Annotated in this window: 11 protein-coding genes and 1 tRNA gene; 8 read left to right on the top strand and 4 right to left on the bottom strand. The window is 52.9% G+C overall.

The annotated features are described in order from the left end of the window. Window positions 1-129: 129 nt before the first annotated feature. The 4 genes from CKV94_RS06355 (at window position 130) to CKV94_RS06340 (ending at window position 6,807) form a co-directional block, all read left to right on the top strand. Window positions 130-966, top strand: a complete 837-nt coding sequence (locus CKV94_RS06355; protein ID WP_003823877.1) for a hypothetical protein — start codon at window positions 130-132, stop codon at window positions 964-966. A gap of 76 nt (window positions 967-1,042) precedes the next feature. Beyond that, window positions 1,043-1,399: a hypothetical protein gene (locus tag CKV94_RS06350; protein WP_003823874.1), complete on the top strand. Its 357-nt coding sequence runs from the start codon at window positions 1,043-1,045 to the stop codon at window positions 1,397-1,399. 76 nt (window positions 1,400-1,475) lie between these two features. Then, complete coding sequence (gene ubiG, locus CKV94_RS06345) at window positions 1,476-2,198, top strand: bifunctional 2-polyprenyl-6-hydroxyphenol methylase/3-demethylubiquinol 3-O-methyltransferase UbiG (protein ID WP_003823873.1); 723 nt, start codon at window positions 1,476-1,478, stop codon at window positions 2,196-2,198. A 559-nt stretch (window positions 2,199-2,757) separates the two neighbouring features. After that, a complete protein-coding gene (locus CKV94_RS06340) occupies window positions 2,758-6,807 on the top strand; it encodes a pilus assembly protein (protein WP_157727252.1) in 4,050 nt (1,349 codons plus the stop codon). A 291-nt stretch (window positions 6,808-7,098) separates the two neighbouring features. Here the strand turns inward: CKV94_RS06340 and CKV94_RS06335 are convergent. Continuing rightward, a tRNA-Glu gene (locus CKV94_RS06335) sits at window positions 7,099-7,174 on the bottom strand. A gap of 276 nt (window positions 7,175-7,450) precedes the next feature. On the opposite strand from CKV94_RS06335, the gene CKV94_RS06330 reads away from it, so the two are divergent. The 3 genes from CKV94_RS06330 (at window position 7,451) to CKV94_RS06320 (ending at window position 9,474) form a co-directional block, all read left to right on the top strand. Next, complete coding sequence (locus CKV94_RS06330) at window positions 7,451-8,350, top strand: recombination-associated protein RdgC (RefSeq protein WP_003823866.1); 900 nt, start codon at window positions 7,451-7,453, stop codon at window positions 8,348-8,350. 131 nt (window positions 8,351-8,481) lie between these two features. Further along, complete coding sequence (gene dcd / locus CKV94_RS06325; RefSeq protein WP_003823864.1) at window positions 8,482-9,048, top strand: dCTP deaminase; 567 nt, start codon at window positions 8,482-8,484, stop codon at window positions 9,046-9,048. A 63-nt stretch (window positions 9,049-9,111) separates the two neighbouring features. Further along, entirely contained in the window at window positions 9,112-9,474 is a 363-nt protein-coding gene (locus CKV94_RS06320) for a hypothetical protein (protein ID WP_003823863.1), read from the top strand. Window positions 9,475-9,817: 343 nt separating this feature from the next. On the opposite strand, the gene pncC is transcribed toward CKV94_RS06320, so the two are convergent. The 3 genes from pncC to CKV94_RS06305 are packed head-to-tail and all read right to left on the bottom strand — an operon-like array spanning window position 9,818 to window position 12,289. Beyond that, the gene (gene pncC, locus CKV94_RS06315) at window positions 9,818-10,291 is read right to left on the bottom strand and encodes a nicotinamide-nucleotide amidase (protein ID WP_003823862.1); all 474 of its coding nucleotides are present in this window, start codon (window positions 10,289-10,291) and stop codon (window positions 9,818-9,820) included. A 37-nt stretch (window positions 10,292-10,328) separates the two neighbouring features. Next, window positions 10,329-10,814: a dihydroneopterin triphosphate diphosphatase gene (nudB, locus tag CKV94_RS06310; protein WP_003823861.1), complete on the bottom strand. Its 486-nt coding sequence runs from the start codon at window positions 10,812-10,814 to the stop codon at window positions 10,329-10,331. Continuing rightward, window positions 10,811-12,289, bottom strand: coding sequence for a mechanosensitive ion channel family protein (locus tag CKV94_RS06305; protein WP_003823859.1), 1,479 nt, complete (start codon window positions 12,287-12,289; stop codon window positions 10,811-10,813). The genes nudB and CKV94_RS06305 overlap by 4 nt, the downstream gene beginning before the upstream one ends. Window positions 12,290-12,732: 443 nt before the next feature. Here CKV94_RS06305 and CKV94_RS06300 point away from each other — a divergent pair, with 443 nt between their 5' ends. Further along, window positions 12,733-14,298: a serine/threonine protein kinase gene (locus CKV94_RS06300; RefSeq protein ID WP_003823857.1), complete on the top strand. Its 1,566-nt coding sequence runs from the start codon at window positions 12,733-12,735 to the stop codon at window positions 14,296-14,298. Window positions 14,299-14,318 lie beyond the last annotated feature (20 nt).

The following is a 14,318-nucleotide window of genomic DNA, read 5'->3' as shown; positions in this document are numbered from 1 at the left end:
CCTGCCCGGCCGTAGCCGGATACATGCCTTCCCGCGCCCCAATCCGGTAGATTAGGGGGCAGCCAAATAGCTGACAGGCTACCTGAAATCCCTCAAACCCATTTCCCACAACGCCATAAAGTAAACTCCATGAAACTCAAAACCATCGCCACCCTCGCCGCCATCCTTCCCGCACTCGCCATCGCCGCCCCCGCCAAACCATCATCCGGCCGTGCATCCCAATCCAAACCCACGCAAAGCAGGCCTCAAGAGCGCGCCTCTTCCGGCAGAAACTCATCTTCCAAACCGCAAGACAACAAACCCCAGCGCGGCCGCAACAGTCAAAACAGAACCCAAGACAGCAACAAACCAGCCAACGGCCGCGCCAACTCACGTCAGCAACAGGAAGCCAAACCCACCCGTGGTCGCAACAGCCAAAGCAGGGAACACGACAACAAGCCTGCCACCGGCCGTGCAAACTCGCGCCAACAACAGGAAACCAAACCTGCCAATACCCGTACCAACGCCCGCCAGCAGCGCGATACCGGCCACAACGCCACCCAAGCCCCAATCCGGCACAGCCGGCCAACCCGCCGGCAAGATAACGAACAAGCTGCCTACACCCAAGAGCGCCCGCAGCCTAACCCCGAGCCACAAGACAACAGCCCGCAAGACAGCACTCAAGCTGCCGAACACGCCGCCGCAAAAGCCCAATGCCTGCGCTACGTTGTCGATGGCAACAACCTCTCCGCCTTCACCCAAGCCTGCCGTCCCGATGCCGCCACCGAGGAGCGCTATCAAACCGCCTTCAAAAACACCCAAACCCAATTCGAGCACGACAGCTGCCTAGACATCGTCAACGAAGACGAAGCCCAAGCCGCCATCAATCTTGAACTCCAGCGGCTCGGTCAAACCAGCCGCCTGTTCTGCCCTGCCGTCAAAGACGAACTGCCAGGCATTGCCCACCGCTACAGCAACGTCAAATAACCCACAGGCTACCTGAAAAACTGAAAAGCAATTTTCAGGTAGCCTCTTCTTCCTAGCCACATACAAGGGACTCCAAATGAAATTCCGTACTCTAGCCCTCCTCACTGCCTCCCTCCTCCCCGCCCTTGCCCAAGCTGCGCCCGCCCAAGCCAGCAAGCAACAATGCCTGGGCTATTTGAAAGACGGCTTCCAAATCGTTATCCACGTCTCCGCCTGCGAGCCCGCTTCAGCCCAAGACGAACGCTACAAAAACGCCTTTAACGCTGCTCAGCAGCAGTTCGAACAAGCCAACTGCGAAAGCCTGCTGAACGAAGCCGAAGTTCGTACCTTTCTTGACAGCCAAACCGCAGGCAAATCTCAGCAACAATACTGCGCTGCCATCAAAAACCCCGTGCAACGCAGCCTGCAACGCTACAACAGCGGCCGCCGCTAAACCTTTCGCCGCTGCATTTTTCAGGTAGCCTCACGCTTAAATTGAGGCTACCTGAAACCCCTTTTTTGGAGAAAACATGAACACCAGCGCCCAAAATGTCGATGCCGCCGAAATCGACAAATTCAGCCGCCTAGCCGCCCAATGGTGGAATCCCGAGGGCGAATTTAAGTCCCTGCATGAAATCAACCCGCTGCGACTGGGCTTCATCCGCGAACATAGCGGCGGCCTAACCGGCAAAAACGTGCTCGACGTGGGCTGCGGCGGCGGCATCCTCAGCGAAGCCATTGCCCGCGAAGCCGCGCAGGCCACCGGCATCGACATGGCCGAAAAATCCCTTCAGGTAGCCCAAGCCCATGCCGAACAACAAGGCCTGGCCAACCTGCACTACCGCTGCATCAGCGTGGAAGCGCTCGCCGCCGAGCAGCCCGCCGCCTACGACGTGGTTACCTGCATGGAAATGCTCGAACACGTGCCTGACCCAGCCTCCGTGATTGCCGCCTGCGCCAAACTGGTGAAACCAGGCGGCAGCCTCTTTTTCTCCACCCTCAGCCGCACCGCCAAATCCTACGCCCAAGCCATCATCGCCGCCGAATACCTGCTCGGCCTCGTGGCCAAAGGCACCCACGACTGGCAGCGCTTCATCAATCCCGCCGATCTTGCCCGCCTCTGCCGCCAAGCCGGGCTGAACATCACCACCACCAGCGGCCTCACCTACAACCCCCTCACCCGCCGCTACCGCCTCTGCCAGCGAACAGACGTCAACTACATGATCGCCTGCCGCCCGATCGGTACAGCTTGAGCCCAGCGCCGCATGGCAGCCAAAATGTAGGCTACCTGAAACTGGTCAAACTGTTTCAGGTAGCCTTTCTACTGCCTCGACCCGCTTTTTCTGACAAACAACGGCAGGCAATCTCCAAATGATCCAAATACATCTCCTGGCCAGCCATACATTGCAAGCAATACGGCTCTTACACATCAGCACACCAAGCATAGCTTTTGCCGTTAATTGCCAAAATAATCTGCGGCAAACAACCATCCAATAGCAATAATATATTGATAAATATCAATGAAATCAGGCAATCTAAGCGAGATACTAACAAACTTAGCAGATAACGCCTGCCGAACAATAGCGGCCGAGCACAAAGAGGAAGAAATTGCCTAATTTTACGCATACCCATCTAGCAGATGGCAGTAAAATTGCTTGCCATTAAAGGATATACCCTTATTTTTCTTTATATGGAAACGGGTTATAATAGAAACTGCCGAGCAAAGTAAACCTTGTCTATTGCAATGTTTTGATAGGGTTTGTTGATTCAGGGAAGGCGCTACTCAGTCTACTTAAACATGGAATGACGAAAATGAAAACCTCTAATATACAAAAACATTTTAGGCCGACGATGCTGGCGGCTGCCATTTTTGGCATCAGTTTCACCGCACAGGCGATAACAGTACCTATCAGTAACAAACCGCTTACCGGCGTTACCATTGCCCACGGCCCAAACATCACCCTGACACCATCCGTAGAGCACCCGACAGCTGGTGCAGCTTATTCTGATAATTCATTTATGTTTGATGGCTACCCAACCTTAAGAATAAGTCAGCAAAATCAATGGAAAACAAGATACTTAGGGTATTTTGATAATACCAAATGCTATAAATTTTATGACTACAATAGCAATGCAGATAACGGCTATTTTGCTGTTTCTTCAGTAGCGACTACTGATAGTTACGGTCGAGTCGGCCTATGTAGCGGGAATGATGAAGAATATAGTGGTAACTTCCTAAACTGGGCCACGATGTCAGCATTGGATATTTTCCGCTACACCCTAACCGGTGGTAACCGTGCCCGCGGTATCGGTAACAGTCCGGCTAATTATCAAGCAGGTGATTCACCAACGGAAACATTCCTTCGCCGTGCATATGTGAATACAAGCACCAACGGTGCAAATCAGTACCGTTTGCGCTATAGAGGGATTGAGTTAGGTCGCAATCCATCGGCTCAAGATCTGGCTTTCTTAAAGCGGATTATTCCCGCCAGTATGGTAGATAGCTTTGCTACGACAAATACTACTGCCGGTTTGCCACGGGCATTAGGCTTCCGCTATCACCCAGTAGTGCCCGGTAGCCAACGTCCACATGCATTGGTGGGTGCAAATGTACCGCTTGACTACAGTAACCGTATTTTTTTCCTAAATGAGGGCTTCTACGTTACACCTGTTCGCTTTACTACAAATGAAGTGATTTATCAGGATCGAAACGTAATTAATGTGGGTGCGGCGCCATCATCTGTACGTTCTATTGTGCAAAAAGCTGCTGACGCCTCTCGCGGCAAACCTAATGTTACCGGCTATCGGTTGCCCGTTGTGGTACAGGTATGTAATCCGGCTAGTGCCGGTGGTGCGGCAGGCTTGCCGAGCGCTTGTCGTGCATATGGGAGCCATTACAAACCGGAAGGGCTAATGCAGCAATACGGTCGCGGTGATGGGCCGGATAGCCGCCCTGCTCGTTTCGCCGTGTTCGGCTATCAGTTGACCTCTACGAACGATGTGAGTGGTGGTGTGTTGCGCACCCGTATGAAATATTTGGATCGCACACAAAGCGAAAATGGCATCACTTATGGTAAAGAGTGGGATGAAAGAACGGGGGTGCTGGCTGTAAACCCAGACCCAGAAGATGCCCGCAAAACTAATGTATCCAATAGCGGCGCCATCAACTACATCAATAAGTTTGGTGATGTAGGCCGCTATAAAGGCCTTGATACTGCAGCCGAGTTGTTCTATACCGCTCAGCGTTATTTGCGCCATAAAGGGATGCCAGCGTATTATGAGCAGACTCAGCGCCAATTTGGTATTAACCCAACTTCGGCCGATGGTTTCCCAATGATTTACGATTGGGACGACCCGCTCACGCGTGGCTTAGCTTCTCGGGATGAAGCACAGTGCCGCTCTAACACCATGATTCTAATTGGCGATACTTTTACCCACGATGAGAAAGACTTGCCTAACTTCAGCCCGAATAGCGGGGTAAAAGATGACCCTGAGATCCAGACTGAAAAGCTTCTAAGAGACATCTTAGATCAGGAAAAATTCAAAGGCCTTGGCGGGGATTCATGGAATAAATCTCGCGGTTCATATGCAGGCCACGCCTCTAGTCCAAATGAAACAGGTTATTCCCCGGCTGGCATCGTGGCATTGGCTTATTGGGGTAGAACTCAAGATATCCGCCAAGATATTCCGGGTGACCAGCATATCAATACCTTTACCATCGACGTATTGGAGCAGGGGCGCGGCCGTTTTGAGAAAGATAACCCAAATTCACTTGGTAATGCATATTATTGGGCTGCCAAATACGGTGGTTTTGATTATAAACCCGGCATTACCATGCCCAATGCATCCCGTGGTAGCTGGACCAGCGATGCAGTGGGGGTGAGCAGTTCACCGGTATTGTTCCCTGATGGCATGCCAAAAAACTTCGCCTTGGGTAATAGCCCAGAAAATATGGCTAAGGCTTTGGAGGATGCATTTAGAAAAGCGAATGAATACAGTGATCCGTCTCAAGCCTTTGTGGGCGTAACCGAACACCAAAACTCTGTAGTAGATGTCGGCGCTAATAAAACTTTGGGTTTGCAGTCTTCTTATAACGTAGATAAGCTCTCCGGTGATGTTATCGCCCAACGCATTGGTGCTCAAGGCAATGGCTTAACCTTTACTCCGGCATGGCGTGCTTCAACCAAAATGGAAGCTTTCCATACCGCGTCGGGCTGGTCTGCTCGTAAGCTATTTACCGAGGCTCCCAATGGCACTACTACCGCCTTTACCCCAGGCAACGTAGAGCAATTCCGCACTGCACTGAATGCGGGTGCTTCTGCTGCCAGCTTGGTACAATACACTCTGGGCGACCCCAGCTTAGAAGGTACCGCTTGGCGTAAACGTGAAAATGGCCTGCTAGGCACCATTATTAACTCTGGTGTACAGCCTATTTTGCCTCCGCACAATAAACCTGCAGGCTGTAATTATGCCGACAGCAACATCATGGTTCGTAAAAACTTCTATGTAACCGCCTCGAATGCTGGCGTACTGCATGTTCTGAACCAAGATGGTCAGGAAGTGATGGGCTATATCCCTTCTACAGCGCTACCGAAACTGTATAGCTTATCTTTACCTGTGTCATCACATGCCCAGCCGACTCACCAATATCTGAATGACGGTACCCCGGTTACAGATGAAGTTTGCTTCGGTACTACTGCAAAATCTATTGTGGTGGGTACTGCCGGTCGTGGTGGTGCTTCGGTGTATGCTCTAGATGTAACTGATTTGAGTAACCCAGGTGCCCATAACGTAATGTGGGAATTCTCCAATGCTGATGATTCCGACCTGGGCCTCACTGTTGGCAAACCCTCCATTGCCAAAGATAAAGACGGCAATCCGATCGTGATCTTCAGCAGTGGCGTAAACAGCGGTTCCAGCAATGGCTACCTGTATATTCTGCGCGCAGACAACACAGGTAACTGGCAGTTGAATACCAACTACTGGAAAGTGCCTTTGGGCCAAGATGGTGTGGGCGAGCCGGCCGTATACGACCGTGATGGCGACAAAATGCCAGAAGCCGTATTTGTTGGCGACTTGAGCGGCAAAATGTGGCGCGTGGATTACGACAAATCCAACGGTTCATGGGTTAACGCCTACAACAATCAGCCTTTATACACCCCCAGTGGCACAGGCGCACCGATTACCGCAGCTCCGGTAATCACCCAAACAGGTGGTCATCTGTATGTAGTAGCTGGCACAGGCCAATACTTCTCTCTGGCAGATATTTCACCAGGCGTGCAGAACTATGCCCTCGGCCTCTTTGCTGAGCAAGGCCCGATCACCGATGCAGATTTGCTAGGGCAGAACTTTATCGGTAATGGGGAAAAAGTGGATGCTATCTACTCCAGCAATAAAACCCTGACACAAAAGATTTATCAAGTGTCGCAGAACGCTATCCAAAGCCATCATAAAGGCTGGCGTCTGAGTCTGCTACCAGGTCAGGCTATTGTGGCTCAACCGGCAATCCGTCGTAATAAAGTGGCTACCTTTACAGCTGTCCGTACCACTCCGACCGGCAACGTATGCTCGGTAAACGGTGCGACTGCGCTGATTGCCGTAAGCTTGCAAAATGGTGGTCAATACAATTTGCCGGCTTTTGACACCAACAAAGATGGTCGTTTCGATGGCAATGATAAATTAGGTGGCATGCTGGAAGTAGGCGGTATAATCGCTCCGGTAGGCACTTCTCGAGAAGCCAGCGTTGGTGGTAACAGCAGTATCCGTAATATCTTGGCTGGTGATACCGGAACTATTGACGTACCGATCAACAACTTTGACGAATCCCTCATCCGCCGTATCTCTTGGCGTGAGATTTTCTAAAGCTATCGTGGTCACAAAGCCGCCTGAATAATTCAGGCGGCTTTTTTAGCCAAGTACCCAGACTGCCTACCCCTACATCTCCCACTTATCTCTCCCTTTATATAGTGGCAGCAATTATTTACTCATGTGCAAGCCTGTGAGATACAGACAGCACGACCAGTGTGGCAATAAGAGCCAATACACTGAAGAAACAATTACTTTATCCATAAAAATGTGCATTCATGCCATACTATCCGAATACCCATTCAGCCAAACAAAAAAGCCCTGCATTAAGCAGAGCTTTTGAAATAGTGGCACGCCCACGGGGATTCGAACCCCGGTTGCCGCCGTGAAAGGGCAGTGTCCTAGGCCTCTAGACGATGGGCGCATGCGGGAAAGAGCGCGCATTATACCGATACAAAAAGCGCTGTCAAGCATCGGCAGGGAGCGGGCAGTTTTAAATTTGCATGGATGTGGGCACTTGGGCTTCGCAGATACCATGCCTTCACTTTGTATAGCCTTGGTTTCCACTTTATTGAAGCTCACGTTTTCAGGTAGCCTTTGGCAAAAGCAAGCCTGCGCAGTAAGTTTTGGTGGAAACGGCAAACTGGTCGGATTGGCGGTATAATGCCGCGCTTTGAAACAGATAGAAACAACAAGCAAAATGTGGTTTAAACAAGTCAGCTTTTATCCCCTAAACAAAGACAAACTGCCGGATTTGGAAACCCTGTCCGCCAAGCTGCAAGAGGCCGAATTTGCCCCGCCGCAGGGTTTGGACTGGTTTGGCGAAGGCTTTGCCCCGCCGGAAGGATTTTTGCCGGAATTGGTGTTTCCCGCCGATTTCACTTGGAGCGTGGCGCTGAAGAAATCCGAAAAAGTGCTGCCCGCCGGCGTAATCCGCGAGATTTTGGACGACAAAATCGCCGAAATCCAAGAAGCCGAAGCGCGCACCGTGGGGCGCAAAGAAAAGCAGGAGCTCAAAGAGCAGATTACGGACGACCTGCTGCCTCGAGCCTTCACCCGCAGCAGCAAAACGCAAGCCGTGTGCGACACACGCAGCGGCTTCCTGCTAGTGAACCAGGCCTCGGCCACCCGTGCGGAAAACCTGCTGGCCAAGCTGCGCGAAGCCTTGGGTGGGCTCGAAGCCAAGCTGCCGAACACCAAACAATCACCTTCCTCCCTGATGACCGAATGGCTGCTGCAAGGTGCTTGCGGCGGCGGTTTTGAGTTGGACGATATGTGCGAACTCAAAGGCACGGGCGATGCCGCGCCCACCGTGCGCGTGTCGAAACAGGATTTGACCGCCGACGAAGTGGTGCAGCACGTAAAAACCGGCAAAACCGTTACCCAGCTCGGCCTCGTGTGGCGTGATCAGATTGCCTTTGTGCTCACCCAAGATTTCACTCTCAAACGCATCCAGTATTTAGACGTATTGCAGGAAGAGGCCGAAAGCCACGGCGACGATGCCGCCAGTCTGGCCTTCGCTTCGCAAATCCTGATGGCCGAAGCGCTCTCTACCCTGCTGCAGGAATTGGTATCGCTTCTAGGCGGCTGGCAGGATTAAACACCAATTTTTCAGGTAGCCTATCCAGCCGGCAGGCTACCTGAAAATAAAGATAGAATAAGGCTACCTGAAAACCTCAGCTGCACTTTCAGGTAGCCTCCCCCAAACCAACTTACCCCAGGACAAACACCATGAGCATCAAATCCGACCGCTGGATACGCCGCATGGCCGAAGAGCATGGCATGATCGAGCCGTTCGAGCCGAACCAAATCAAAGAGCAAGACGGCCGCCGTATCATTTCCTACGGCACATCGAGCTACGGCTACGACATCCGCTGCGCCAACGAATTCAAAATCTTCACCAACATCAACAGCACCATCGTCGATCCGAAAAACTTCGACCCGAAAAACTTCGTTACCGTGGAAGACGACTGCTGCATCATTCCGCCAAATTCTTTCGCGCTGGCACGCACGGTGGAATACTTCCGCATCCCGCGCAACGTGCTCACCGTGTGCCTGGGCAAATCCACTTATGCCCGCTGCGGCATTATCGTGAACGTGACCCCGTTCGAACCGGAATGGGAAGGCTACGTTACCCTCGAATTCTCCAACACAACCCCCCTGCCCGCCAAAATCTATGCCGGCGAAGGCGTGGCGCAAGTCCTCTTCTTCGAGAGCGACGAAGTGTGCGAAACTTCTTATAAAGACCGCAAAGGCAAATACATGGGGCAAACCGGCGTTACCCTGCCCAAGGCGTAAGGCTGGCGGCATGAATAAAGGCTACCTGAAATTTTTAGGTAGCCTATTTCGCACGAGGCATCAATGATGAAACATTTTGAGATTTTAACTGACGCACCTTCTATCGAAGCATTACGCCATCTACTTGGGCAGCCTGTGGTTGAGATTTATACACATCGAATCATTGAGCACCATACTCCTTTGCGCTACCCTCTCGATGAAACCGAACCTCAAGATGATTTCTACATGTCGGATCAACTGTCTGGCAATTGCTGGCTGTTCCCATGCCAAAATCAATATGTGCTCATTGCAACGGATTGGGGCGATTTGCAAGAGTTATATTGGCGCGATTTTTATACACGTGATTGCAAAATATTGGCAGCAGAGAATATAAAAGGCTCTACTTTGTTTATTAAGTTGAACAGTCATTTATTCTGGATAGCGTGAGGCAAATTGAACTTTATGCGTGGCAGGCTTCGGAAGATATTGGCTATTTACTAAGCGATTGCGCGGTTAGACTGATTGCAGAAAATGGGCAATCTATCATGATTGCAAATGACAGCAACATACTGGGCTCCAGCCGAATTATTCTGCGCCCAGAATTCCAAAAGCGGTTTATAGACAAATTCTGCGCATTTCCAAGAATGCTCATCACACAGAGCGGTGTTCAGTTGTGCGAAATTCCTCCTATAGAACATTGCAATTGGGATGGTTATCGTTAAAACACGCCACCAAAAAGGCTACCTGAAATTTTCAGGTAGCCTTTTCCATTCCCATCAACCCTGCCGGCCTATCGCTCCAAATACTTTTTCATCAGCATCAGGGCAAAGCGCACGGCTTGGTTGCGTACGGCTTCGCGGTCGCCTTCGAAGTGCTGCTCTTTGGCCCAGATGCGCTGTTTGGTGGCGAGGCTGAACCAAACCGTGCCCACGGGTTTGTCTTCGCTGCCGCCGTCGGGGCCGGCGATGCCGGAGATGCTAATTGCGTAATCAGCCTTGGTGGCGATGAGCGCGCCCAGAGCCATTTCGCGCACGGTTTCTTCGCTTACCGCGCCGTAGTGGCTGAGGGTGGCGGCGTTCACGTTGAGGAGCTGCTGTTTGGCGTGGTTGCTGTAGGTGACGAAGCCGGTTTCAAACCAGGCGGAGCTGCCGGGCAGGCGGGTGAGTGCGGCGGCAAGCAGGCCGCCGGTGCAGGATTCGGCGCAGGTGATGGTTTCGCCGCGTTGGGCGAGTTGTTGGGTAACTTCTTGCAGCAGGGTATCCATAACAGGGCTCGTTTGGGGTAATGACTGCCATCATCTATCAAAGCGGTGGGGCAGTCAATTTTTCAGGTAGCCTGCCTTCGGTTTCGGCGGCCAGACGCAACAATGCTTCACGGTTGGAAGGGGAAAAGGCAAGATTGGCGGCTTCGGCCAGCGGCAGCCAGCGGTGGGCGCGGTGTTCGCGCGCGGAAAGGCGCACGGGGCTGGCAGCGGGAATGCAGGCGGAGAAGACGTGTTCGGTGTTGCGGGTAACGCCGGGAGCGTAGCGGTGGCGCCAGTGTTCGTAGATTTCGTATTCGTTTTGCGTGTGCCAGTCTTTTAATTCTTCCGGCGCGAGCAGGATGCCGGTTTCTTCGGCCACTTCGCGCAGGGCGGTGGCAAACGGGGCTTCGCCTTCTTCCAGGCTGCCGGTTACGGATTGCCAGAAGCCGGGCGGGGACACGCGCTCAAGCATCAGGGCACGGCCTTGCCCGTCGTGCAGCACCACGAGCACGGATTCCGGGCGCTTATAGGCGGGGCGATTCATGACCGGGCGTCCTCTTGGCTTTCCGATGGCTCGGCCGGCTCGGGATTGGCGTTGGCGAATTCGTCGGAGGCGGTATCGCCCTGCGCCTGATAGCCGGCTTTGAGCAGAGCGGCAGCATCGGGGGAGAGGTCTTGATTCAGAATGCGCACTTCACGCTGCGGGAAGGGAAATTCGATGCCTTCTTCATTAAACCGCCGCCACACGGTGAGCAAAATGGCCGAGCTAAGGCCGAGAAAGCCATTTTCGGGGTCGCGCACCCAAAAGCCAAGCCGCAGATTGATGCCGTTATCCGCGAAATCAATCAGATAGGCCTTAGGCGGCGGATCGGTTTTCACACGTTCCTGTGCGGCAGCGGCTTCCTGCAAAATCTCGATCGCTTGGGTTAAATCAGTATGGTAGGCTACCTGAACGTCTAAACTCTGCCACAGGGATTTGCCGGTGTAGGATTCGTTGATCACGGTGGAGGTGATGAAGGTTTCGTTCGGAATCAGCGCCTCCTGCCCGTTGCCACTGCGCAGCACCACGAAGCGGGAAGTGATTTGCGTCACGTAGCCGGTGAAGCCGTTTACCGTGAGCCGGTCGCCCGGGCGCACCGATCGGTCGCCCAAAATAATGAATCCCGACACATAATTGCTGGCAATCTTCTGCAAGCCGAAGCCCAAGCCCACGCCCAACGCGCCGCCGAACACGGAAAGCACGGTTAAATCAATGCCCACCAGCGGCAATGCAATCAGCACCGACAACACCAAAAGCAGCGAGCGCGTCAGTTTGGAAAGCACGATTTGCAGGTTCGGATCCAGCCGCGTGCTGCCTTTGAGCCGCGCATCGATATAGCGCGACAGCCACATCGCGCCCACCAGCATCACGCCTACCCACAACAATCCGGTGAGCACGGTATAAAGAGAAAGCCTCGCCGAACCCACTGAAAACTGCAAGCCGCGCAGCCAGGCCAGAATCAAATCGTCAATGCCCGAAGCCCACAACAGAAACGCAACCCACAGCGCAGCAGCCAGCGAAGATTCCATCCGCTCGGAAAAACGGTTGGCCGGAATCGCCGAATGAAACACCGCCAGCACCACCCGAATCAAAATCATCCAACGCGCCGCCATCACCAGCAGGCGTAGCCACACCGCCGTTGCCCCGAAAAAGGCAAACCAGCCTCCCAAAGCCAACGCCCCGCCCAGCAGCATCAACAGCGGCCAAGCAATGCGGCGACCGATATGGCGCAAAAAATGCGGCTTGCCGTCTTCCGCCGGCATCTTGCCCAGCAGCCGGCCGGAGAGGAAATACGCCCCCACCAGCAAAGCCAACGCCAACACTAAATCCACCCAACCAAGCATTTTGGATAAGCTGCCGAGCAGCTGGTTCAGCCCAAATTCCTCACGCGAAAACAGGCTGAGCAAAAAGGTGTGCAGATTGTTGCCGAGTTGGTCGAGCCAATCGGCATTGGTGGCGGCAGTGAGCAAAGGAAGCATAATGATTTTCCGTGCGATGTGTGATGGCGGCGATTATATAGGCAAACGGCAGGGCTTCATATGGCGGTAGGATTAACAGAGCAAAGCAATGTCTGGCTGAAGCATGGAATATGAAGATGGGAAAATAGGCTACCTGAAAAGTTTCAGGTAGCCATAACAATAATCGCTGCCAAGATGTAAGAATAGGAAACCTTTATCTTACCGCTCTTTCACAATCAATACGGGGACAGCATTACTCCTCTCCACAACACTACTGATGCCGTCTACAGTGCCCCACCCTAATATTGATTTGATCCATTGAGAACCTTTCTATAATTCCCAGTTTCCAACACCCTAAAAATTAAACAATTTGCTCAACAGTGGAAATTGCTTTACCCCAGACTTCCTTTATATAATGCCAGCTAATGTGGATTATTTGCAGGTTTTGGTAAAGGATAGTGTTTATGACGCAGCAAAACGTCCAACGGGCAGACGCGCTGGTTGCAGGTAGCCAGCTTCATACTTACATCGTCCTCAAAGTGCTCGGCTCCGGCGCATTTGGTATCACCTATCTGGCCGAACATATCCATTTCGGCTCGCAACACGTTATCAAAGAATACCTGCCCGACAGCGGCGTACGCGTTCAAGGGCTGACCGTTCAGGCCAAAAGCAGCGGCGACCAGGAAATCTTCAACTGGGGCTTAAACGGCTTCTTCAACGAAGCCAAACTACTCTACGGTTTAAGCCACCCTAACGTAGTCAAGGTAACCGACCTGTTCGAGGCCAACGGCACTGCCTATTTTGTGATGCCCTATCTGCGCGGTATCACCCTGCACCAATGGATTAAAGAACACCCCAACCCGAGTGAAAACGAGCTGGCCGGTATTTTCATCCCCCTGCTTGAAGGCCTGAAATATATTCACGAGCGCCAGCTACTGCACCGCGACATCAAACCAGAAAATATCTTCATCACCGAAAACCAGACCCCGGTATTAATCGATTTCGGAGCCGCCCGGCAGGCTGTCGGCCAAAAAAGCCGACCGCTTACCCAAATCCTCACTCCCCCATTCGCCCCTATCGAACAATACCACTCGCGCGATGTTTTCATGCCCGCGCTGGATTTATACAGTCTCGGTGCCTGTATCTACCAATCTATTACCCACCAGTTAATTGAAGAAGCCCCCGCCCGTATCGCTGGCGAAGATACTCAGCCCAAGCTGGCCGGCAGCCGCTATGAAGGCCGCTACAGCCATCACCTCCTTGCCGCTGTCGACTATGCTCTCAATGTGCGTGCCGAAAACCGTTTCCAAAATGCTATGGATATGCAGCAGGCACTGCTTGGGCTGGCAGAAATTCCATCTCAGGCGACCTCTCTCCCTGAAGCTGGCAATACCACCCAAGCCTCTTATCCGGCACAAACAGCTGTGCACGGGAAAGTACTACCTAAACAACGCAAGACTGCTCTGGCAGCATCCGGCCGCAAGCCGAAATGGCTGTTGTGGGGCGGGATCGGCGCAGCCGTATTGGCAGCATTGATTGTCTCTGCCTTCCTCCTGATGCACAACAGTGATGAAAATAACGAACCTGTCACCCCACCCACCGCTTCGGCTGCCGCCAATGCGCCGGTAGTACTGCCTCCGGCTGGACAAACCCAACCTGAACAGCCCGCTGAAAACGGTGGCGATAATAGCGGCACCGGTATTTCGGCAGCGTATATTGATGAGATGAACAAACAGCTGCCGCAGATGATCGCTGACGGTGTACGTTGGGACAAAACCGTCTATGCCGAAAGCAGCAACGCACTGATTATGCAGATTACCATGACGAAGCTGCGCCTCGGCGACCTCAACAACAGCCAGCTCAATGAATTGCAGAGTGCTATCGGCCCAGCTATGGCCAAAACCGCCTGTGCCGACCCCAATGTCAGCCCATGGCTGACCCAGCATAACGGCACCCTTATCATTGCCTTCTACGACAAAAGCGGTAAACACCTTGTCGATGGTTCGGTATCCGGCAGCGACTGCCAGTAAGCCGGTCTCCTCTCTGCCGC

Source organism: Eikenella corrodens (genome assembly GCF_900187105.1).
GTDB classification, from domain to species: domain Bacteria; phylum Pseudomonadota; class Gammaproteobacteria; order Burkholderiales; family Neisseriaceae; genus Eikenella; species Eikenella corrodens.
This window is presented reverse-complemented; position numbering and strand designations above follow the sequence as displayed.

What these genes read in the sequence shown, in the direction of transcription:
- CKV94_RS06340 (WP_157727252.1), top strand. Translation starts at nt 2,758, where the DNA reads ATGAAAACCTCTAATATACAAAAACATTTTAGGCCGACGATGCTGGCG.
- dcd (WP_003823864.1), top strand. Translation starts at nt 8,482, where the DNA reads ATGAGCATCAAATCCGACCGCTGGATACGCCGCATGGCCGAAGAGCAT.
- ubiG (WP_003823873.1), top strand. Translation starts at nt 1,476, where the DNA reads ATGAACACCAGCGCCCAAAATGTCGATGCCGCCGAAATCGACAAATTC.
- CKV94_RS06300 (WP_003823857.1), top strand. Translation starts at nt 12,733, where the DNA reads ATGACGCAGCAAAACGTCCAACGGGCAGACGCGCTGGTTGCAGGTAGC.
- CKV94_RS06355 (WP_003823877.1), top strand. Translation starts at nt 130, where the DNA reads ATGAAACTCAAAACCATCGCCACCCTCGCCGCCATCCTTCCCGCACTC.
- nudB (WP_003823861.1), bottom strand. Translation starts at nt 10,814, where the DNA reads ATGAATCGCCCCGCCTATAAGCGCCCGGAATCCGTGCTCGTGGTGCTG.
- CKV94_RS06305 (WP_003823859.1), bottom strand. Translation starts at nt 12,289, where the DNA reads ATGCTTCCTTTGCTCACTGCCGCCACCAATGCCGATTGGCTCGACCAA.
- pncC (WP_003823862.1), bottom strand. Translation starts at nt 10,291, where the DNA reads ATGGATACCCTGCTGCAAGAAGTTACCCAACAACTCGCCCAACGCGGC.
- CKV94_RS06350 (WP_003823874.1), top strand. Translation starts at nt 1,043, where the DNA reads ATGAAATTCCGTACTCTAGCCCTCCTCACTGCCTCCCTCCTCCCCGCC.
- CKV94_RS06330 (WP_003823866.1), top strand. Translation starts at nt 7,451, where the DNA reads ATGTGGTTTAAACAAGTCAGCTTTTATCCCCTAAACAAAGACAAACTG.
- CKV94_RS06320 (WP_003823863.1), top strand. Translation starts at nt 9,112, where the DNA reads ATGATGAAACATTTTGAGATTTTAACTGACGCACCTTCTATCGAAGCA.